Raw genomic sequence first — 21,431 nt, forward strand, 5'->3', positions numbered from 1 at the left:
TCAAAACGTTTCTATGGTACACATAAAATGACAAATTAACCGTACGTTTCAAGTAATATTTTGATAAAGATAGTTCATCTCATTCTTAATCTTCATTCATGACCCTACAACAATTTAATTATTTTCTATTCGATGTACTCAACGTTTCTCCTGACTCATCAACAGGATTAATTCGATTTGCATTTTTTATTGCACATGATCTGTTTTATTTTGTGATCTGTTTTTTCTTTATTGGATGGTTCTTAGTCAGTAAAAATACGAAAGAAACTCTGCTTAGAATATTCTTTGTGACTATTTTAGCATTCGCTACAAGTCAGCTAATTTCTCACTTTATTTATAGCCCTCGCCCCTTTGCCATCCCCATAGGAATGACGCTACTTGAACACAAAGCAAATGGATCATTTCCTAGCGATCATATGTTATTTTTCAGCTCTGTAGCTTTTGGTTTTTTATTTTCTCGATGTTTTAAACTTGCCGCAATTTTTTTTGTATTTGCATTAAGTGTCGCATGGTCGCGTATTTATCTTGGCGTTCACTTCCCTCTTGATATGATCGGTGCATTTTATCTTGCTTTTATCATCAACTTTTTTGGGATTTATATTTGGAAAAAATTTGGATCTCAAATATTTTTATTTATCTATGATATTTATCAACGTATTTTTAAGCATTGGATTAATATTGGTTTAATTCGTTGAGATTAATTTTTATACATAAACTATTCATTAAATCATAAATATTTTTATTATAAAAAGATTTCTAAATTAATTATTTTTTTTAAAAAAACAATCACATTAAGGTAGATGTATTCATAATGAGAGCATCAATCCATGTCGAAAAAACTTCATCTTGCTGGTTTCACCATGGCTTCACATGTCACGCATAGTCATTCTGCGTGGCGACATCCTGAAAGTCGAATTGATTTTACACGAGCCTCCTACTATCACGAAATTGCCAAGACATTAGAAAGGGGGAAATTTGATTTTGTCTTTTTTGCAGACATGCTTGCTTTTCCAGAACGATTTGGGAATTCAATTGAAGCATCGATTCAAAAAGGCGTTCAATTTACAGCAAGCCTCGACCCTCTTCACGTTGCAACAAGTATTGCCGCTGTTACAAAATATCTAGGGGTTGCTGTCACTAAATCAGTCACACATTTTAGTCCATTTGACATCGCTCGTGCGTTCGGAACGATTGATCATTTATCAAATGGTAGAATAGGCTGGAATATTGTTACTTCATTAAATGAAGCTGAGAGCAAAAATTTTGGACACTTAGATATTTTAGACCGATCCTTACGTTACGACCGTGCTGAGGAATTTGTTGACCTCGCTTTGAAACTTTGGAACAGTTGGGAAGCAGATGCAATACTTGCAGACAAAGAATCTGGTACATTTGCAGACCCTAACAAGATCAATATTACAGGGCATAAAACTAGCAACTTCAATGTGCAAGGTCCGCTTTCTGTTCCTAGATCTCCACAACGTCGCCCAGTATTTTTCCAAGCTGGGGCATCAGATCGTGGTCGTGATTTTGCTGCAAAATGGGGAGAAGCGATCTTTGAAATTGATCCAACCAGTGAAGGTCGTAAAGCATTTTATCAAGATCTGAAACGTCGAGCGATCTCCCATGGTCGTAATCCTGATCAAATTAAGATTTTTCCTGCATTCATTCCATTTATCGGCGAAACTAAAGAAGCAGCACTAGCTCAGCAAAAATTTCACAATGAAAAGGCTGACCCAATTTCTGGTTTAATTACTTTATCAGCTCATACTGATCATGATTTTTCTCAATATCATTTAGATGAAGGTATCTCCAACATTGAGGTACCAGGTTCGCAAGGCTTGTTCAACCTCGCTAAACGGCTTTCTGATAAAGATAATCTAACCATTCGTGATATAGGTCAACTTTACGCTCAAGGTGTTTTACTTCCTCAACTGATTGGAACTGCGGAACAAATAGCGGATCAGATTGAAGAAATTTTCCATAGTGAAGAAGCCGATGGCTTCTTGATTTCACCATCTTACACACCAGGTACTTTTATAGATTTTGTTGATCATGTTGTACCTATTTTACAACAGCGTGGTTTACATAAAACGGAGTACGAAGGTGAAACATTAAGAGAAAACCTAGGATTGAAAGATGCACCATATAGACCAACGGCAAAAAATAATTCAGATTTTCAGCAACATAAGCAAGATGTAGCTTGACTTCGAAATCTTAAAAAATTGAAGAATTTTAAAAATAAAATTTATTTCCAAACAGGATTAATTTATTCATTAATCCTGCTTTTATATGAGTTAATAAAGTTAGAACTAACTCTAACCTCTTTTAAATTATTTAGAAAAATAACCCTCAGTGTTCCCAATTAAACTTTCGCCCAATTCCTCAGCAAAAAAGCCACAATTGAATCATTTTGTCTTATAATTTAGCCCGCTAGCTATCAGCCCGCTCAAGAGATATTTGTATGACAACTATTATCAAGCAAGACGACTTGATCACATCCGTTAAAGATGCGCTTCAGTTCATTTCTTACTATCATCCACAAGACTTCATCCAAGCAATGAGTCGTGCGTATGACCGTGAAGAAAACAAAGCTGCCAAAGATGCGATCGCACAAATCTTAATCAATTCACGTATGTGTGCCGAAGGTCACCGTCCGATCTGTCAAGATACTGGTATCGTCAACGTATTCGTTGAAGTGGGCATGGACGTTAAATTTGATTTAACAATGAGCTTAGACGACGCGATTAACGAAGGTGTTCGCCAAGGTTACTTAGAAAACTCTAACGTACTTCGTGCATCTGTACTTGCTGATCCTGCTTTTGGCCGTAAGAATACGAAAGACAACACCCCTGCTGTGATCTACCATAAACTTGTTCCAGGTAACAAAGTAGATATCACTGTTGCAGCAAAAGGCGGTGGTTCAGAAAATAAATCTAAACTTGCAATGTTAAACCCATCTGATTCAATCGTGGACTGGGTACTGAAAACTGTACCAACCATGGGTGCAGGCTGGTGTCCTCCTGGTATGCTCGGTATTGGTATCGGTGGTACAGCTGAAAAAGCCATGATGCTTGCTAAAGAAGCATTGATGGAAGAGATCAACATGGACGAGCTTCTTCGTCGTGGTCCACAAAATAAACTTGAAGAACTTCGTATCGAAATCTTCGAGAAAGTAAACGCGCTGGGTATTGGTGCACAAGGTCTTGGCGGTTTAACGACTGTTCTAGACATCAAAATTAAAGACTACCCTTGTCACGCTGCGGGTAAACCAGTCGGTATGATCCCGAACTGTGCTGCGACTCGTCACGCACACTTCACACTAGACGGTACAGGTGTTGCGAATATTATTGCACCTAAACTTGAAGACTATCCTGAAGTCACTTGGGACTCATCTTCTTCTAAACGTGTTGACTTAGATAACATCACACAAGAAGAAATGAACTCTTGGAAACCAGGTGATACGCTTCTTCTTAACGGTACAATCTATACAGGTCGTGACGCTGCGCACAAACGTATGGTTGATATGTTAAACAACGGTGAAGAGCTTCCTGTAGACCTTAAAGGTAAGTTCATTTACTACGTTGGTCCTGTTGATCCAGTGGGTGACGAAGTTGTAGGTCCTGCAGGTCCAACAACTGCAACACGTATGGATAAGTTCACACGTCAAGTTTTAGAAGCAACTGGTCTTTTCGGTATGATCGGTAAAGCGGACCGCGGTCCTGCTGCGATTGAAGCAATCAAAGACAATAAAGCAACTTACCTCATGGCTGTAGGCGGTGCTGCATATCTCGTATCTAAAGCAATTCGAGAAGCGGAAGTTGTCGCTTTTGAAGATTTAGGTATGGAAGCAATCTATAAGTTCGTGGTTAAAGATATGCCTGTATCTGTTGCAGTAGACGTTAACGGAACATCAGTTCACGCAACTGCACCAAAAATTTGGCAGGCTAAAATTGGTAAAATTCCAGTTGTAGATGCAGCTGCACAATAAATAATATTCGACTTGTCTCAAGTTCAAAAAGCACTCTATCATTAGGGTGCTTTTTTATACCGAGAATACTCATGAAAATTTTAAGAACATTATTTTTGAGCGGATGCATGATCTGCTCACCTGCGGTTATGGCAGCTCAAGCGACTGATCAACAAATCGAAAAACTCATACAAGTATTGAATTTAGATCAGCTCTTACAAAGTACACTTAAACAAATCCGACCTCAAATTGATCAACAGGCCTATAGCATTGTTCAAAATATTGTTAAGGCCGAAAAATTAACACCACAACAACAAGTTATTGCCAATGAACTGGCTGATAAAATTCACCAAGAAAATATTAAGCAAACTTCTTGGGAAAAACTTAAACCGATCTATCTCAAAATTTATAAAGATGTCTATGATGCCCAAGAAGTTCAAGCCCAGATCGACTTTTATTCCTCTCCAACAGGTCAATCCATTTTAAATAAAGGTCCACTTGTTGCTCAAGAATCCATGAAAATCCTGAATCAACAACTTGCAGGCTCTTTACAATCTACAGAAAAGAATTTTGCTGAAGTCCAAAAGAAATTAGAACAACTACAAAAACAAAGTATTCATACTGACTCGAAATAAGCTAAAAACCATTCTGCTGAATCAGAGTTACCATGTGCGTGGATCATATATCTTAAAAGGTTCTGTTAAGCGCACATCATCACTGGCTTTATATTCTTTATTTTTAATTTTTTCTTTTGATTTTTGCAATGTTCCGTTCGGTTGAATAACGGCAACATAGTTAAGCCCAGGCGTTTTCAACTGAGTCATGCCAATTTCTCTTAATGCCTGTTTTGTTGGCATTTGCATCAATGGTCCAACTCTGAGGAGATCTTCACTACCATTTGGTCCACCTCGAAACTGTTCTTCTTCATATTTTAAGAAATACTGCTGCCCCGCTTTAACACTAAAACTTGCAACCAAAGGTTTTTGAAAATGCATCACAGTTAAAGGTCGACTGATACTAAGTTGATAATCCCCTTCAGCCAGCTCTATCCAATAATAATGATTGCTGATTAAACTCGGAATGCGCTTACCATTTAGAAAAAAACTCGGTGCAATAATTTCCTGACGATTCCACTTACTATCAGGACGGTACAGATACAACACTGCGGCTTGCTGATGTTGAGGTTTTACACGGCTGAAAAACTGTCCTGGTTTTTGATTTACCCATGAGCCCAGATCAAATCCTGCAACTTTATATTGAGCTAGCTTCTGAGATACAAAAGTTTTTTTCTCACTAAAATCTACCGGTTTTAACGTTGAAACCACATGAGTTTGATTATTTTCGTTAAGCCCTTTATGTGTCTGACATGCCACAAGAAACAGACTCAAAGCACACACTGCTACGGTTGATCGCATGATTATCCCTCATCACGAATACTTTTTATTCTATGTCATATTTTTGTTATCGTTAGATTATCATCTCAATCCGAGATTAAAAACAAAAAACGCGCAAAAAGTGGGACTTTTTACGCGTTTCAGATGAATTACAATCAATTAAGCAGATTTAGTATCTAAAATCTTTAAATCGACCTTTTCTTCAACTTGTTGTTCTTGTTTAGGTTGGCGCTCAGTTCGATATTCTGGTTCAGCATTTTCATTGATCACAGCTTCATTGATCACAACAGTACCAATATCAGAGCGACTTGGTAAATCGTACATCGTATCGAGTAAGACGTTTTCAAGAATTGAACGTAAACCACGTGCACCTGTATTACGCTCAAGTGCTTTTTTCGCAACAGCTCGCAATGCTGAATCTTCAAATAATAGATCAACATCTTCCATTTCGAACAAGTATTGATACTGACGCGTTAATGCATTTTTTGGTTCAGTCAAAATTTGCATTAATGCTTCTTCGTCCAATTCTTCGAGCGTTGCAATCACTGGCAGACGACCAATGAATTCAGGGATTAAACCAAATTTCACAAGATCGGCAGCTTCTACCTGACTAAATAATTCAGATAACTTCTTAGAGTCATCTTTAGTCTTCACGTCAGCAGTGAAACCAATTCCACCTTTTTCTTGACGCTGTTGCACGACACGCTCCAAACCAGAGAATGCACCACCGCAGATGAACAGGATATTAGACGTATCAATTTGAATGAACTCTTGCTGTGGATGCTTACGACCACCTTGAGGTGGAATTGAAGCTACCGTGCCTTCGATCATTTTTAAAAGCGCTTGTTGAACACCTTCACCTGAAACATCACGTGTTATTGAAGGATTTTCAGACTTACGGGTAATCTTATCGATCTCGTCGATATAAATGATACCCTTCTGTGCTTTCTCAACATCGTAATCTGCTTTTTGTAGCAATTTTTGAACGATATTCTCAACATCTTCACCAACATAACCAGCTTCAGTTAATGTCGTTGCATCAGCCATCGCAAATGGCACATCTAATAAGCGCGCTAAAGTTTGCGCCAACAAAGTCTTACCCGAACCTGTTGGTCCTATGAGTAAGATATTGCTTTTAGCAAGTTCTACACGATCTTCTGACTTTGCAGTTGATTGAGTCACTTTAAGACGTTTATAGTGGTTATATACCGCAACAGAGAGCGTTTTTTTCGCAGTGTCTTGACCAATCACATATTGATCTAAAGCTGCACGAATTTCATGCGGCTTAGGTAATGGACGAGTTGCCCATTCACCAGTTTCGACTTGCTGGCTCGTCTGAACTAAATCTAAGCATACATCTACACATTCATTACAAATGTAAGCGTCCTCGCCTGCAATGAGTTTACCCACTTCAGACTGCGTTTTACCGCAAAATGAACAATGCTTTTGTCCTTGAGGATTTTCAGACATCTTCACTCCAAATAAATTTCTATGCTTTACAGCTTAAAGTTGCGGACGTTTCGTTAAAACTTCATCGACCAAACCATATTCTTTTGCAGCTTGAGCGGTCATAAAGTTATCACGGTCTGTATCACGTGCAACAGTTTCATAATCTTGGCCACTGTGTTCAGCCATTAGACGGTTCAAACGCTCTTTAATAAATAGAATTTCACGTGCATGAATTTCAATATCTGAAGCTTGACCACGGAAACCACCCAATGGTTGGTGAATCATAACACGAGCGTTTTCTAAGCAGTAACGTTTACCCTTAGCACCAGCATTCAATAAAAAAGCGCCCATTGAGGCTGCTTGGCCCATACAATATGTCACGACATCTGGTTTGATGAATTGCATCGTATCGTAAATTGCCATACCCGCAGTCACTGAACCACCAGGTGAGTTAATGTACAGATGAATATCTTTTTCTGGATTCTCAGCTTCTAAGAACAACATTTGCGCAACGATTAAGTTCGCCATATTGTCTTCAACTTCACCCGTTAAGAAAATTACACGTTCGCGCAAAAGACGCGAGAAAATATCAAAAGAACGCTCACCACGAGATGATTGCTCTACGACAACTGGAACCAAAGCATTATCAATTGTTGGAACATACATACGTTATTTATTCCTGAATTTTTTGTCACTCAATACATTTTCACAATATGAGGGATAATTGTCGAAAATGCAAAATATTCACCATTAAATATCAGATATTTTTTAATTAGGCTTTGTGAATACAGGACAAGTTGATCCATATTTTTTACAAGAAAAAAGGCGCGTTAAGCGCCTCTTCCTTCGGATAACCGATTAGCCTTGTTGACGAGCTTGTTGTTCTTTCAACAATTCTTCATAGCTAACAGCTTTATCAGTTACTTTAGCAGACGCTAAGATGTGATCTACAACTTGGTCTTCTAAAACAACAGCTTCGATTTGTGCACGTTGTTGCTTATCATTTTTGAAGTATTCAATAACTTCTGTAGGATCTTCATAAGAAGTCGCCATATCTTCGATATAAGCTTCTACACGTGCTTGATCAACTTCGATTTTTGCTTCAGCAAGAATACTGCTCACCAAAACACCTAATTTTACTGATTTTTCAGCTTGCTCTTTGAATAATTCATCTGGAAGCATGCTTGAATCAAATGCTTTAGCGCCTTGAGCACCAAACTGTTGAGTAAACTGTTGGATCATTTGTTGACGTTGACGGTCAATTTCTTGAGACAACATAGATGCAGGTACTTCGATTTCATTTGCAGCTACAAGCGCATCAAAAGTTGCACCTTTCACTTGATTGCGAAGACCGTTTTTCACTTCACGTTCCATATTTTTGCGAACGTCAGCTTTTAACTTCTCAACACCTTCTTCTTCAGTTAAACCAAAGATTTTTAGGAATTCAGCATCTACGTCAGGAAGCTTTTGTTTTTCAACAAGCTTAACTGTGATTTTGAATTGAGCTGATTTACCTGCAAGGTTTTCTGCTTGGTAATCTTCAGGGAAAGTTACATCAATTACTTTCTCTTCGCCTTTCTTCATACCAACGATACCGTCTTCGAAGCCAGGGATCATACGACCAGAACCTAATACAAGTTTGAAGTCTTCAGCAGAACCACCTTCAAATTTTTCGCCGTCAATAGAACCTTCGAAATCAAAAGTAACTTGCATGTCTTTTTTAGCCATGCCTTTTGTTTCAGTCCAAGTCGCGCGTTGCTTTTGAAGATTTTCGATCATTTGATCTACATCTTTATCATTTACTTCAGTAGATTTACGTTCAACTTCTAAACCGTCAAACTTAACTGAAACTTCTGGGTAAACTTCAACAGTTGCTTCATAAACTAAAGCATCTTCTTTGTTTTCAACTTTTTCAATGTTAGGCATGCCTACAGCATTGATTTTCTCTTGTTGAATTGCTTCGAATACTGTGTCACGAATAACATCATTTACCACTTCTTGGTAAATACTCGCGCCGTATTCACGACGAACAACATTTAAAGGCACTTTACCTGGACGGAAGCCGTTGATCTTAACTGTTTTAGCAGTACGTTTTAAACGAGCTTCGAATTGCTCATTAACACGGCTCGTCGGTACAGATACATTTAAACGACGGGCTACGCCCGAAACCGCTTCAGAAGTTACTTGCATGGCTTCCTCGATATAGAAATAGTAATTGCAATTTTTAAAGTGCCACATTATATGACAACAATCAAAGATATACAAAATACCTTTTTCAAACCATCTTTTTTATGAACCTGAGAATATTTTTTTGCTCACAAGGTTTGACCATATTCAATTCATATTTCTTAATTATTGTTTGTTTTTTATTGCAAATGATAAAGTTTATCATTAATATTTGCATCAAATTTGATCATGCCCTCAAGCATCACTCATACCAGCGGAAGAACATAATATGAGTAAGTTTAAGCTTCAACCTCTTACAGTTGCATTATTCGCTTTGTCTAGCGGTGTAACATTTGCAAATACCTCAAATGAAAGTAGTGCTCATCAACTTTCGACAATTGTCGTTTCTGCTGCGGGTTTTGAGCAGGATATTAAAAATGCACCTGCATCTATTAGTGTTGTAACTAAAGAAGATATTGAAAAGAAAAATGCGACAAGCATCGCTGATCTTTTATCAGATGTCCCTGGTATTGATATTCGTTCTGGAGTTGGGAAAACATCTGGCCTTAACGTTAAGATGCGTGGTCTTGGTAATGACTATAGCTTAGTTCTTATTGATGGACGCCGTCAAACAACCTCATCAGATGTAACACCTAATGGCTTTGGTGAAACCTCTAATAGTTTTTTACCGCCTCTAGCCGCTATTGAGAGAATTGAAGTTATCCGTGGACCAATGGCTACTCGCTATGGTTCAGAAGCAATGGGTGGTGTGATCAATATCATTACTAAAAAAGTTGCAGATCAGTGGTCAGCAAATGTCACAACGAGTGGCAACATTATGGAAAGTAATGCTGAAGCAGACTCTTGGAAATCTAGTTTTGTGATTAATGGTCCACTTATTAATGACCGCTTAGGTTTACAATTAAGAGGTAGCTATTTGGATCGTCAACGTTCTGAACGTATTGTTGAGGGTTCGACTAGCCGTGATCCACGCCCAACTAAAGCAGATAATTATGATTATGGTGCAAAATTAGACTTTAAATTAGATGAACAAAATGCTTTATGGATCGATGGTTTTTATTCTAGCCAACGCTATGACAACACAGATCAACGTTTAGGAAACTTTATTTCTCGTGGTGGTATCGCAGGCTATAACGATGAGCTTGAGTTCAATCGAACTCAATTTGCACTTGGTCATGATGGTAACTATGATTTTGGTTTGTGGAAAACTTATCTAAGCCATAACACAACAGAGACCCAAGGTCGCACCATTCCAACAGATGCATTCCCAGAGTTAGCAGGTCAAGCTCGAAAACTCGAAAATAAAGATCTTGTGATTGACTCTCATATTGTTGCACCAATCAAAAGTCATAAATTAACAGTTGGTACTGAATACAAAGATACAACCATTGCAGATGATATTGCAGGTATAGGAAAAGAATTTACACAGGATACTTGGTCTCTCTACGCTGAAGATGAATGGCAACTCAAAGACAACTTATTTTTCACATTCGGTGGTCGCTTCGAAGATCATAGCGGATTTGGTGGACAATTTAGTCCGCGGGCTTATTTAGTTTGGAACACCAATGATGCACTAACGATCAAAGGTGGCGTAAGTACAGGTTATAAAACACCATCCGCTAAGGATCTTTACGACGGAATCAATGGTTATAGTGGTCAAGGTGCTACACCGAGTCTTGGAAATCCAGATTTAGATCCTGAAACATCAATCAACTATGAGCTTGGATTTAATTATCAACCTTCTGATAATTTTAACCTTACAGCAACTGCATTCTTCAACGTTGTTGAAGACAAGATCGTTTCTAGAACGTTCAGTTGTAACACCAATGATTGCTCTAATCTTAGTGATAAAGCAACTTCTTATAGCAAGAGTTTCAACACGGATGAAGCAGAAATTTATGGTTTAGAGACATCCCTAAATTATCAAATTATTCCAGAATGGAGCTTAAAAGCGGCTTACACCTATACCGATTCAGAAATAACTAAAGGTCAAGACAAAGGATATGCTTTAGAGTCTACTGCGAAACATTTAGCTAGCCTAACATCTACTTGGCACATTAATGACTCTTTAGACCTATGGTTACAACATGAATATCAATCTGGTCGTCCTCGATTTACTAGTGAACCTACAGACGCTGGCTCAATTAGTATTTTGGAACAAACCAATAACGAATTTTCTGGTTATAATTTATTTAATCTTGGTGCAAGTTATCAACTGAACGATAAAATTCGTATTAATGCTGCAGTAAACAATCTATTGGATAAAGACTTTACTCAAAATATGGAATATGTAGATATTAACGGCGATCTTCAACAAGCTTATAAATATCTTTCAATTGGACGTAGCTCTGAAGGCACATACTTAGCTGGTCGTAACTACTGGTTATCTATTTCATATGATTTCTAATTCTAGGTAGATTCTCTCTAGCAAAACCCTGCGCTAGCAGGGTTTTTTATTTTAATAAAATTCCCTATTAAAAATAGCCATACAAAAATGTAGAAACTTTAATTTTTCCAATATTATTTAAATTCATTTACTTATATACATAATATTACATTATTACATTTAAGCTTCCGTTATTTAGTTTGACTTAAATCGCAAATATCAATTTTAAGATCCGTTAAAGCTAAAAAAGAATCATTATTATTCTCAACCTGAAAACAAATTCATATCAGGTTAAACATGGCCTTTATCACAACACGTAAAAAAATCGTTTCATCTGCTATAGCAACGTCATTGGCTGTTATTTCAGGTCAAACTTTTGCACAAGAAGATACAGCGCATTTAGAAACAATTAAATCAGAGGCTCAATCAGAGCAGTCATTTAAAGTCGACAAATCCTCAAACGCTAAATACGTTGCTCCCTTACTCGATACCCCAAAATCAATCTCTGTTATTTCTCAAAAACAGATACAAGATACTCAAGTGACTACGCTGTCTGATGCTTTAAGAACTGTTCCAGGAATTACACTTGGTGCGGGCGAAGGTGGCAACCCAAATGGTGACCGTCCATTTATCCGTGGTTATAACTCTGAAAGTTCAATGTACGTTGACGGTGTAAGAAACTCTACTTCTCAAAACCGTGAAATGTTTGCTGTCGAACAGGTTGAAGTCACCAAAGGCTCCGCCTCTACTTTAGGTGGTGGAGGTTCTACGGGTGGTAGTATTAACCTAATTTCCAAATTAGCCAAATCTGGAGATGCTTTCCAAGGCTCTGTTGCTGGCGGTACTGATGCTTATGCACGTATCACATTAGATGCAAATAAAGATTTTGGGAATGGTATTGCGACTCGTGTCGTGGCAATGGGTCACCAGAATGAAAAAGCGGGACAACATAATGGCGCTGAATATGAACGTGCTGGTATTGCACCAAGTATTAGCTTTGGGTTAGACACGCCCACTCGAGCGACACTAGCCTACTACTACCTAAAGTCTGATGATAAGCCAGATTCAGGTATTCCATATAAATACGACACTGACAGAAAAGCGACCGTCGGCTCACCCGTTGATGTTAAACAGGGTACATACTACGGTTGGTTAAATCGTGATTTTCAAAAGCAAGAAAATCAAAGTGGGACCCTTAAGCTAGAGCACGATTTTAGCGAAAATCTAAGCTTGACGAATACTGCTGTCTATAGCAAATCAAAAAATAATTACTTATGGACTCAACCAGATGACAGTCAGGGCAACGTCGCAAATGGAAAAGTTTGGCGTCGTCTAAATACCAACCTAACAAACACTGACAGTTTTACAGATCAACTCGCATTAACAGGTAAATTCCAAACAGGCATCATAAAACATAATTTCAATTTGGGTGCTGAATACAGTAAACAAGATTCTGAACGCGGCACAAACATTGTAACCGACCCTAATACCACGTTAATAGGCGGTAGTGGTGCTAATAATGCATGCTCATTAAATATTTCAAATGGTTGGTGTACTGATCTTTATAACCCCAATTCGAATGATGCTTGGCTAGGTAAAGTTCAAGCGAATCCAAATGTCATGAAGATTAAATCTGAAACACAATCAGTATATGCCCTAAATAATATTGAGCTTAATCCTCAGTGGCTCCTTGACCTTGGTATTCGCTGGGATGAATTCGAAACTGAAATGAAATACAATCAAGATACTGGTTCAGGCACTTCAGCAATTCAAGCAGGAACAAAATATAATTCAAAACACGATTTCTTCAATTATCAAGCTGGATTAACCTTTAAACCAAGAGAAAATGGATCAATTTATGCAAGCTATGCGACTTCAGCTAATCCCGTTGGAATCGATGCTGGTAATGGTTCAGAAGGGTTAAGTGTCCCAGGACGCAATACAACTGATGCACAAGCAAGAGCAATTAACAACCTCAAACCTGAAGAAGTCAAAACCTATGAAATCGGAACCAAATGGGACCTTTTGAATAACAGAATTAATCTTACAGCTGCTATTTTCCGTACAGAAAAAGAAAATACTCGCGCTTTAGATAGTGATGGATTTACAAGAAATATTGGTGAGACACGTGTTGATGGCGTTGAATTAGGCTTAAACGGCAATATCACAAATAAATGGGCTTTATCTGCAGGATACACATATTTAGATAGTGAAATTGTTGATGCAGGTTATGTCAAAAATAGCGATGGAAGTTATTCGGCTAGCCCAACTAATGGTAACCAAGTCCAAAATGTCGCAAAACACTCTGCCACTTTGTGGACAACTTACCAAGTTCTCCCTAAATTACAATTAGGTGCTGGTGTTTTAGCTATGGATCGAGTGTATGGAGATGCTGCAAATACCAAATTTGTACCAGGCTATGTTCGTTATGACGCCATGGCTCGCTATCAAGTAAATTCAGATATTGATCTTCAATTGAACGTCAATAATCTCTCAGATACACGTTATTTCACGAAAGCTTATGCTTCACATTATGCAACTGAAGCTGAAGGTCGAAATGCTGTATTGTCTTTAAATTTCAAGTTTTAATTTCATTTCAGCATAGCTCTATACGAGCTATGCTTTTCATCACCTAAAGCAGTGAGTGATCGTAGTGATTCATCATATTCCAAATATTCTAAGCCCCGAACAAGTTCGATATTTTCGTGAAGAAATGTCTAAAGTAGATTGGGTCAATGGAAAGGTAACAGCTGGAACACTCTCTGCAACAGTGAAACATAATCAGCAACTTTCTAATGATCATCCCCTGACCAAACATCTAGGTGATATTATTTTAGAATCCCTAGGTCAACATCCTTTATTCTTATCAGCAGCAATTCCACTAGATATCATCCCCCCTCTGTTTAATCGCTATGAACAGCATCAATCATTCGGTTTTCATGTCGACAACTCGATTCGCAGAGTTCAAGGCTCACAAGAACGCTTGAGAACAGATTTATCTTGTACCTTATTCTTGAGTGATCCGCACGAATATGACGGCGGTGAATTAGTCATTGAAGATACTTATGGATATCACGAAGTCAAACTCCCTGCAGGAGATTTGATACTTTATCCATCTACTAGCTTACATGAGGTCACTTCTATCCAATCGGGTTGTCGCTTGGCATCATTTTTTTGGGTACAAAGTATGATTCGAGATGATTCAAATCGACATATGTTATTTACTTTAGATCAATCTATTCAGCAACTTCGTATGGCATTAGGAGATCAACATGAGCAAGTCATCAAACTCACGAGCCTCTATCACAATTTAATTCGAAAATGGGCAGAACTCTAATTTATTTTTCATCGTTAATTTTTATAATGAAAAATTTTATTAAAAAAAAATATATTGTGAAAAAAAATTTCACATTCATCATACTTTGATCTAAATCAGGGAATAATTCTCTTGAAGATCGCACTATAATAAAAGAAAGAATTTACAAGCACTGTGACGGTATAGCTAAGCTCTATATATTCAAAAGATTTTTAGAGAATTCAGCAAAATGATGCAGTAAGCCACTTGTAAATTGATAGAATAGACACAATCGATATAAATAGCGCAGTGCCTTTACACAAGACCCAAGCATGTTGTGCTATGAAAGGAGTTATCTCATGATGTTGGCTGATCCAAGCAAAAAATACCGTCGCATGTACCAACGTGTAGACTTACCTGACCGTCAATGGCCAAATAACGAAATTAATAAAGCGCCTATCTGGATGAGCACCGACCTTCGTGACGGTAACCAAGCTATTTTCGAACCAATGAACATTGAACAAAAGTTCAAGATGTTCCAAATGTTGGTGAAAATTGGTTTCAAACATATTGAAATTGGCTTTCCATCTGCCTCACAGATTGATTTTGACTTCACCCGTAAATTAATCGAAGAAAATCATATTCCAGATGATGTATATATCGAAGTATTAGTTCAAGCTCGTGATCACTTAATTCAACGTACATTTGAATCATTACAAGGCGCAAAACGTGCAATAGTGCATATCTATAATTCAAACTCACCAACATTCCGCCAAAAAGTATTGAATGTTGATGTAGCGGGTGCGAAAGCTTTAGCGGTGAATGCGGCTCAGAAAGTGAAAGAGTATGCAGCGCAATATCCTGAAACTGAATGGGTGTTCCAATACTCTCCTGAATGCTTTACCGCAACTGAATTAGAAGTTGCAAAAGATGTCTGTGATGCTGTCACTGAAATTTGGGATGCTCGCCCAGATAATAAAGTTATCTTGAATTTACCCGCAACTGTTGAAGTTTCTGGGCCTCATGTTTACGCTGACCAAGTTGAATGGATGCATCGCAACTTACAACGCCGCGATGGTGTCATTATTTCTGTACACTGTCACAATGACCGTGGATGCGGTATTGCAGCATCCGAGTTAGCGATCATGGCTGGTGCTGATCGTGTGGAAGGTTGTGTATTTGGTAATGGTGAACGTACAGGTAACGTTGACGTTGCAGCGATTGCATTAAATATGTATACCCAAGGTGTCGCTCCAAATCTAGATTTTTCAAATATTAATGAAATCATTTCTACTATTGAAGAATGTACAGGTATACCCGTTCATCCACGTCATCCATATGCGGGTGATTTAGTATTTACTGCATTTTCTGGCTCACACCAAGATGCGATTAAAAAAGGCTTTGAGTTCCAGAAAAACGAAGAAATTTGGGACATGCCTTACTTACCAATTGATCCTAAAGATTTGGGACGTGATTATGACGCAGTCATTCGTGTCAATTCACAATCAGGTAAAGGTGGTATCGCATACTTGTTAGAGTCGAACTACAACGTCGTATTACCACGTCGCTTACAAATTGAGTTCTCGCAAGTCGTGCAACAGGTAGCTGACGAAGAAGGCGTAGAAGTTTCTGCTGAGCAAATTTGGAGTTTATTCCAAAGTACATATGTAAATCAGAAAGATAAACATTATGTCGCGCAAAACTATCGATTATCTGATGAAAATGGCAATCAAGTCATTGAATTAGATATTGAAGTCGGTGGTCAAGTTCAACATCTACGTGGTGAAGGCAACGGACCAATCTCTGCAATTTTAGATGCTTTACAGTTGCCAATCGATGTTGTGAACTATGAAGAACGTAGCATTGGTTCTGGTGCAAATGCTAAAGCGTTGGCACTAATTGAACTTCAAGTCAAAGGTACAGGTAAATCAGCATTCGGTGCTGGTGTACATGACAACATCGTGACTTCATCTATTGAAGGAATTATTGCATGTACAAATCGTTTAATTGATCAAGGTGTTTTGAGCACAGATCAAGTGATCGCTGCGGCAGTATAAATATTAGCAATAATATTTAGCACGAAAATGACTTTAGAAGGATACCCTCAAGTGGTATCCTTTTATTTATTCATACTTAAGATTTTAGGCGAATTTATCCTGTGTCTTTTCCAGCTGACTCAGTGGGCATTGTTGTTCCACAAAAGTTCCAATTTGAAGAACCACTCGCATTAGAATGTGGCCGCGTTTTACCACGTTTCGAATTGATGGTCGAAACTTATGGCACACTCAATGCAGATAAATCTAATGCAATTTTGATCTGCCATGCGCTTTCTGGTCATCATCATGCTGCTGGTTATCACCATGAAGATGATAAAAAAGCAGGTTGGTGGGATGCTTGTATTGGGCCAGGCAAAGCAATTGATACCAATACATTTTTTGTGGTGGCATTAAACAATATTGGTGGTTGTAACGGATCAACAGGACCAACCTCCCCAAATCCTGAAAATGAAAATCGTCCTTATGGTCCAGATTTTCCATTAGTGACCGTGCGCGATTGGGTTAAAACTCAAGCAATGCTGTCTGATCGTCTTGGTATCACTGTTTGGCACTCTATTATTGGTGGCTCTTTGGGAGGCATGCAGGCACTTCAGTGGTCTGTAGATTATCCTGACCGATTAAATAATTGTGTCATTATTGCCAGTGCACCTAAACTTTCAGCGCAAAATATCGCGTTTAATGAGGTCGCGCGCCAATCCATTTTGTCTGATCCTGATTTTCATCATGGTCGCTATTTAGAAAAAGACAGCTATCCTAAACGTGGTCTTATTCTAGCGCGGATGGTAGGTCACATTACCTACCTTTCTGAAGAAGCCATGAAACAAAAATTTGGTCGTGATTTAAAATCTGGCAAATTCATGTATGGTTTCGATGTTGAATTCCAAGTTGAAAGTTATCTTCGCTATCAAGGTGAACAATTTAGTCGTAACTTTGATGCGAATACCTACTTGATCATGACTAAAGCTTTGGATTACTTCGATCCTTCTCGTGAGTATGAACAATCTTTAGTTAAAGCAATGTCGAATACAAAATGTAAATTCCTTGTGATTTCATTTACTACGGATTGGAGATTCTCTCCTTCCCGATCTGTTGAGATTGTGGATGCATTGATTACCAATCATAAGCCTGTGAGCTATGTTGATATTGATGCAGAACAAGGTCATGACTCGTTCTTGTTCCCTATCCCTTTATATGTCAAAACTTTAAGGGCTTTCTTAGGTGGTATAGACCATCTTGCTTCAACCCCTAAGGAGACCGTGTAATGCGTATCGATCAGAAGCTTGCAGAAAAATGGATTAAACCTGATTCAAGCATTTTAGATCTTGGTTGTGGCGATGGTGAGTTACTGGCTCATATGAGCAAAAAGCACAACATTCGTGCATACGGATTAGAAATCGATCAAGAAAAGATTGCAATTGCAGTCAGTCGAGGGTTAAATATCATCCAACAAGACTTGAACCTCGGTTTGGGACGCTTTGCAGACCAGTCATTTGACTATGTTGTCATGGCACAAGCTTTGCAAGCTGTAGATGCACCTGATGTGCTTTTGCGCGATATGGTGCGTGTTGGGAAACAAGCAATTATTACTTTTCCTAACTTTGCACACTGGAAAACACGCTCTTTCCTTGCTTTAAAAGGGAAAATGCCTGTTTCGGATGCCTTACCCTATATGTGGTATAACACTCCAAATATCCATCTGTGCACGTTTAAGGATTTCGAAGCACTTTGTGCTGAGAATCAAATTAAAATTATTGACCGTTTAGCCGTGAATGGGAATCAACAAGGGAGTTTGCTCAGCAAGCATATCCCGAACTTGTTTGGCGAGGTCGCGATTTATCGAGTGAGCGCTCTATGAAAAAGTTATTCTTAGGTACTTCATTATTTCTAGGGTTGTTGAGTTTCCAAGTTCATGCAGATTATGTACCTCAACAGCCATCAACTTCTGCACTAGCTGCACAGTATTCACGTATGCCTGTATCTGAGCTCCAAAAAGCTGCTCGAGCAGGTCAACCGGCTGCCCAGTTTTATTTGGCAACACATTATCAACATGGTAAAGATGTTGCTAAAGACCTAAAGCAAGCTTTCGTTTGGTATAAGGCAGCAGCCGATCAAGGTATTTCATCTGCTCAGCTGAATGTGGGTCGTATGTATGCTGACGGTATTGGTGTTGCTAAAAATGAAACCTTAGCTCGCCAATACTTCGAAAAAGCAGCAAGTCATGGTGACAATCGTGCAAGCTTCAATTTAGCCGTTATGGAAGAGCAAAAGAAAAACTATATGAGTGCTTACCAATGGTATGAGCTTTCTACACGTGATGGCATGTTAGATAATAAAGTGATCAATATGTCTGAGACAAAAAAGACGGCTTTGGCTGCCAACCTGACACCAGAACAAATTCGTACTGCACGTGATCGTGCTGATCAATGGATTCAAAGCCGTTAATTACGCTTATAAGTTTGAAGAAAGCACCTATCGGTGCTTTTTTTATTCGATCATCTTCTTCATTCTTATGAATTTCAGATCTTCGAATATGTCCACTTCACTCTGTGAAGTAAAACCTAATTTTTTATAAAAATGAACAGCCCCTATATGCGCATTGACTGTTATCTGCTGGATCTCCGTTTGATTTAATTGATCTAACACATAATTAAATAAAAGAGTTCCAACGCCTTGAAATTGCAGATTTGGATGAACAAAAAAATGAAAAATATGAGTGGGTTGTTTGTAAGCAATCATCCCAACAAGCGACTGCTTTAATTCTGCAACAAAGTATTTTATCTCTTGATGATTGATGTGCGATACAAGAGCTTATTTTGAAAATAGGGACTTACTTTTTGGTATTTCATCAAAGTGGTTCAAAGCTAAAGCAATACAGGACGCAATATTTTCAACATCTGCGATCTCTGCTTGACGAATATGAATGCTATTTAAATTTCTCATGTTTAATGATTGGTTATTTTAAAGATGAGTTCATCTGTATCATCGCAAATATCCGTTAGAATAGCTTCAAATTTGAAACAGAAAGTGATTCAACATGGCGTCTAAAGATTGGTTAGATCAAGGTACTTTGGTTTTAGCGAGCAACAATAAAGGGAAAATAGCTGAGTTCGAAAAGTTATTTGAAGAATTAAAACTCCCTGTTAACGTTGTGCCTCAAGGACAACTGAACATTGAGGATGCGGTGGAAGATGGGTTAAGTTTTGTAGAAAATGCCATTATCAAAGCACGACATGCTTCTAAGATTTCGGGTAAACCAGCTATAGCAGATGACTCAGGTATTTGCGTCCCTGCACTTGGTGGTGCTCCTGGTATTTACTCTGCACGTTATGCTGGTGAGCATGGCGATGATGCTGCCAATAATGCTAAATTACTGGCAGATTTAGCACCATTACGTAACAATGGTGACGTGATTGAAGGGATGTTTGTGTGTGTACTCGCCTTAGTTCAACACGCTGAAGATCCTTTACCTCAGATTTTCCAAGGAATCTGGAAAGGTGAAATTTTGGAAGTAGCACGTGGCAAAAATGGTTTTGGCTACGACCCACTGTTTTGGCTACCTGAACTCAATATTAGTAGCGCTGAAATGACCAAAGAAGACAAAAATAAGATCAGTCATCGTGGTCAAGCCATGCAGTTATTCAAAGCAAGCCTCGAAACGAACTAAACGATCAGTCCATGATAAACCATGGCAAATAAACCAATTGTCATGCAACTTACGATGGTACCCGCTGCGATATATTGGGCTGAAACACCTGTTCCTGAATAATGTGTTTCTAAAGCAACAATATTCGCTGCGGGTGGTAATAAAAAAAACATAGACATCAGTGCAATAACAACCAGTTCGTGAGGAATCGGTAGAAGAAAATAGGCTACCGCACAGCACACTAAACCAAATAGAAATTTAATCAAAGCAAGTTTTAAACTTTCAATTAAATCGGACAAGTGAATTTTTACTTGAGATAACCACATCCCAAGGATACACATCCCTGTAAAGGTCATTAACCACTTATCCAATATATACAATGATTGAATCATTGCATTCTGCTGAAAATGACTAACATTCCATAACGAAAGAAAACCAGCAACTAATAAAGCTAAAATCGGTGGAGAGAAAGTCAATTTTCTCAAAATCTCCATCGCAGACTGCTTTTCAGCACTTAATACGGTCACTGCACAAATATTACCAAAAATAGAGCCCCCGACATAAAGTGCAACCATAGGACTAGATGCTTGCGCACCAAAAATAGCGAATGCAAATGGAAAGCCAAGCCAAGCCATGTTCAGGTAACTGGAACATAAGGAGACTAATTTGTCTTTTGTACGGTAATAAACAAATAAATACAGCAAAAATGAAGCGATAAAACTAAATAACATCAACCATATACTGCCCTCTTGGTAAAACACCATATTGTAAATAATGATGAGAGGAATCAGCACTTTCGCCAACAACATCGCCATAAAGGGACGAATTTTTTGTAAATATTCTACGCCAAAATAGCCGATGAGAAAGGAGACTAGTGGGAGTAGAAGAACCATATTAAATATGAAATAGATTTTTTCTCATCTTAGCACAACATCTATTTCACTTCAGAATAAGTCTCTTGCACACATAAAAAATCCATGACTTCAAACTGAAATAATTCCGTCAACTTGCTGTCATAAAGAACTGTTGAAATCATTCAAGATCATTTTC

At 38.2% G+C, this 21,431-nt stretch carries 18 protein-coding genes; 12 read left to right on the plus strand and 6 right to left on the minus strand.

The genetic code is table 11. The annotated features are described in order from the left end of the window. The first annotated feature begins 98 nt into the window (after positions 1 to 98). The 4 genes from AC1M83_RS07585 (at position 99) to AC1M83_RS07600 (ending at position 4,605) form a co-directional block, all read left to right on the plus strand. Entirely contained in the window at positions 99 to 695 is a 597-nt protein-coding gene (locus AC1M83_RS07585; protein WP_180028334.1) for a phosphatase PAP2 family protein, read from the plus strand. A gap of 132 nt (positions 696 to 827) precedes the next feature. Then, positions 828 to 2,207 carry an LLM class flavin-dependent oxidoreductase gene (locus AC1M83_RS07590; protein WP_180028335.1) on the plus strand — a complete coding sequence of 460 codons (1,380 nt, stop codon included), beginning with the start codon at positions 828 to 830 and terminating at the stop codon, positions 2,205 to 2,207. Between the two features lie 257 nt (positions 2,208 to 2,464). Next, positions 2,465 to 3,991, plus strand: a complete 1,527-nt coding sequence (locus AC1M83_RS07595; protein WP_035265279.1) for a fumarate hydratase — start codon at positions 2,465 to 2,467, stop codon at positions 3,989 to 3,991. A 71-nt stretch (positions 3,992 to 4,062) separates the two neighbouring features. Then, positions 4,063 to 4,605: a DUF2059 domain-containing protein gene (locus AC1M83_RS07600; protein ID WP_035265277.1), complete on the plus strand. Its 543-nt coding sequence runs from the start codon at positions 4,063 to 4,065 to the stop codon at positions 4,603 to 4,605. Positions 4,606 to 4,632: 27 nt separating this feature from the next. Here AC1M83_RS07600 and AC1M83_RS07605 read toward each other — a convergent pair whose 3' ends face one another. The 4 genes from AC1M83_RS07605 to tig all read right to left on the minus strand — a co-directional run bounded on the left by AC1M83_RS07605 (position 4,633) and on the right by tig (position 9,003). Beyond that, the gene (locus AC1M83_RS07605) at positions 4,633 to 5,385 is read right to left on the minus strand and encodes a DUF2846 domain-containing protein (protein WP_035265274.1); all 753 of its coding nucleotides are present in this window, start codon (positions 5,383 to 5,385) and stop codon (positions 4,633 to 4,635) included. A 138-nt stretch (positions 5,386 to 5,523) separates the two neighbouring features. Then, the gene (clpX, locus tag AC1M83_RS07610) at positions 5,524 to 6,834 is read right to left on the minus strand and encodes an ATP-dependent protease ATP-binding subunit ClpX (RefSeq protein ID WP_035265272.1); all 1,311 of its coding nucleotides are present in this window, start codon (positions 6,832 to 6,834) and stop codon (positions 5,524 to 5,526) included. Between the two features lie 33 nt (positions 6,835 to 6,867). Next, positions 6,868 to 7,479, minus strand: coding sequence for an ATP-dependent Clp endopeptidase proteolytic subunit ClpP (gene clpP / locus AC1M83_RS07615; RefSeq protein WP_035265270.1), 612 nt, complete (start codon positions 7,477 to 7,479; stop codon positions 6,868 to 6,870). A 192-nt stretch (positions 7,480 to 7,671) separates the two neighbouring features. Further along, entirely contained in the window at positions 7,672 to 9,003 is a 1,332-nt protein-coding gene (gene tig, locus AC1M83_RS07620) for a trigger factor (protein ID WP_180028337.1), read from the minus strand. 265 nt (positions 9,004 to 9,268) lie between these two features. Between tig and AC1M83_RS07625 the strand changes: the two genes are divergently transcribed. The 7 genes from AC1M83_RS07625 (at position 9,269) to AC1M83_RS07655 (ending at position 19,180) form a co-directional block, all read left to right on the plus strand. Next, positions 9,269 to 11,407: a TonB-dependent receptor domain-containing protein gene (locus AC1M83_RS07625; protein WP_180028338.1), complete on the plus strand. Its 2,139-nt coding sequence runs from the start codon at positions 9,269 to 9,271 to the stop codon at positions 11,405 to 11,407. A 276-nt stretch (positions 11,408 to 11,683) separates the two neighbouring features. Further along, positions 11,684 to 13,975 (plus strand): TonB-dependent receptor, encoded by a 2,292-nt coding sequence (locus tag AC1M83_RS07630; RefSeq protein ID WP_180028339.1) that lies wholly within the window; start codon positions 11,684 to 11,686, stop codon positions 13,973 to 13,975. Positions 13,976 to 14,039: 64 nt separating this feature from the next. Next, the gene (locus tag AC1M83_RS07635) at positions 14,040 to 14,723 is read left to right on the plus strand and encodes a Fe2+-dependent dioxygenase (protein WP_180028368.1); all 684 of its coding nucleotides are present in this window, start codon (positions 14,040 to 14,042) and stop codon (positions 14,721 to 14,723) included. A gap of 317 nt (positions 14,724 to 15,040) precedes the next feature. Further along, the gene (leuA, locus tag AC1M83_RS07640) at positions 15,041 to 16,738 is read left to right on the plus strand and encodes a 2-isopropylmalate synthase (protein ID WP_481590370.1); all 1,698 of its coding nucleotides are present in this window, start codon (positions 15,041 to 15,043) and stop codon (positions 16,736 to 16,738) included. 101 nt (positions 16,739 to 16,839) lie between these two features. Further along, positions 16,840 to 18,000 (plus strand): homoserine O-succinyltransferase MetX, encoded by a 1,161-nt coding sequence (gene metX, locus AC1M83_RS07645; RefSeq protein ID WP_092766760.1) that lies wholly within the window; start codon positions 16,840 to 16,842, stop codon positions 17,998 to 18,000. Continuing rightward, positions 18,000 to 18,593: a methionine biosynthesis protein MetW gene (gene metW / locus AC1M83_RS07650; protein WP_092766759.1), complete on the plus strand. Its 594-nt coding sequence runs from the start codon at positions 18,000 to 18,002 to the stop codon at positions 18,591 to 18,593. The genes metX and metW overlap by 1 nt, the downstream gene beginning before the upstream one ends. Then, positions 18,590 to 19,180: a tetratricopeptide repeat protein gene (locus AC1M83_RS07655; protein WP_180028340.1), complete on the plus strand. Its 591-nt coding sequence runs from the start codon at positions 18,590 to 18,592 to the stop codon at positions 19,178 to 19,180. Before metW ends, AC1M83_RS07655 begins: the two co-directional genes overlap by 4 nt. Before the next feature lie 42 nt (positions 19,181 to 19,222). Here AC1M83_RS07655 and AC1M83_RS07660 read toward each other — a convergent pair whose 3' ends face one another. Beyond that, entirely contained in the window at positions 19,223 to 19,531 is a 309-nt protein-coding gene (locus tag AC1M83_RS07660) for a GNAT family N-acetyltransferase (protein ID WP_092766757.1), read from the minus strand. 241 nt (positions 19,532 to 19,772) lie between these two features. Between AC1M83_RS07660 and rdgB the strand changes: the two genes are divergently transcribed. Further along, positions 19,773 to 20,402 carry an RdgB/HAM1 family non-canonical purine NTP pyrophosphatase gene (gene rdgB / locus AC1M83_RS07665; RefSeq protein WP_092766756.1) on the plus strand — a complete coding sequence of 210 codons (630 nt, stop codon included), beginning with the start codon at positions 19,773 to 19,775 and terminating at the stop codon, positions 20,400 to 20,402. Here the strand turns inward: rdgB and AC1M83_RS07670 are convergent. Next, on the minus strand, positions 20,399 to 21,274 hold the full coding sequence (locus tag AC1M83_RS07670) for an AEC family transporter (RefSeq protein ID WP_092766755.1): 876 nt from the start codon (positions 21,272 to 21,274) through the stop codon (positions 20,399 to 20,401). The genes rdgB and AC1M83_RS07670 overlap by 4 nt on opposite strands. Positions 21,275 to 21,431: the final 157 nt, after the last annotated feature.

The organism is Acinetobacter sp. 25-47-130, from assembly GCF_056779705.1.

Excerpts from the sequence above, each read along its gene's own strand:
- clpP (WP_035265270.1), bottom strand. The coding sequence starts at position 7,479 with ATGTATGTTCCAACAATTGATAATGCTTTGGTTCCAGTTGTCGTAGAG.
- AC1M83_RS07630 (WP_180028339.1), top strand. The coding sequence starts at position 11,684 with ATGGCCTTTATCACAACACGTAAAAAAATCGTTTCATCTGCTATAGCA.
- AC1M83_RS07605 (WP_035265274.1), bottom strand. The coding sequence starts at position 5,385 with ATGCGATCAACCGTAGCAGTGTGTGCTTTGAGTCTGTTTCTTGTGGCA.
- AC1M83_RS07670 (WP_092766755.1), bottom strand. The coding sequence starts at position 21,274 with ATGGTTCTTCTACTCCCACTAGTCTCCTTTCTCATCGGCTATTTTGGC.
- tig (WP_180028337.1), bottom strand. The coding sequence starts at position 9,003 with ATGCAAGTAACTTCTGAAGCGGTTTCGGGCGTAGCCCGTCGTTTAAAT.
- AC1M83_RS07595 (WP_035265279.1), top strand. The coding sequence starts at position 2,465 with ATGACAACTATTATCAAGCAAGACGACTTGATCACATCCGTTAAAGAT.
- leuA (WP_481590370.1), top strand. The coding sequence starts at position 15,041 with ATGATGTTGGCTGATCCAAGCAAAAAATACCGTCGCATGTACCAACGT.
- AC1M83_RS07585 (WP_180028334.1), top strand. The coding sequence starts at position 99 with ATGACCCTACAACAATTTAATTATTTTCTATTCGATGTACTCAACGTT.
- rdgB (WP_092766756.1), top strand. The coding sequence starts at position 19,773 with ATGGCGTCTAAAGATTGGTTAGATCAAGGTACTTTGGTTTTAGCGAGC.
- AC1M83_RS07655 (WP_180028340.1), top strand. The coding sequence starts at position 18,590 with ATGAAAAAGTTATTCTTAGGTACTTCATTATTTCTAGGGTTGTTGAGT.
- clpX (WP_035265272.1), bottom strand. The coding sequence starts at position 6,834 with ATGTCTGAAAATCCTCAAGGACAAAAGCATTGTTCATTTTGCGGTAAA.
- metW (WP_092766759.1), top strand. The coding sequence starts at position 18,000 with ATGCGTATCGATCAGAAGCTTGCAGAAAAATGGATTAAACCTGATTCA.
- AC1M83_RS07600 (WP_035265277.1), top strand. The coding sequence starts at position 4,063 with ATGAAAATTTTAAGAACATTATTTTTGAGCGGATGCATGATCTGCTCA.
- AC1M83_RS07590 (WP_180028335.1), top strand. The coding sequence starts at position 828 with ATGTCGAAAAAACTTCATCTTGCTGGTTTCACCATGGCTTCACATGTC.
- AC1M83_RS07625 (WP_180028338.1), top strand. The coding sequence starts at position 9,269 with ATGAGTAAGTTTAAGCTTCAACCTCTTACAGTTGCATTATTCGCTTTG.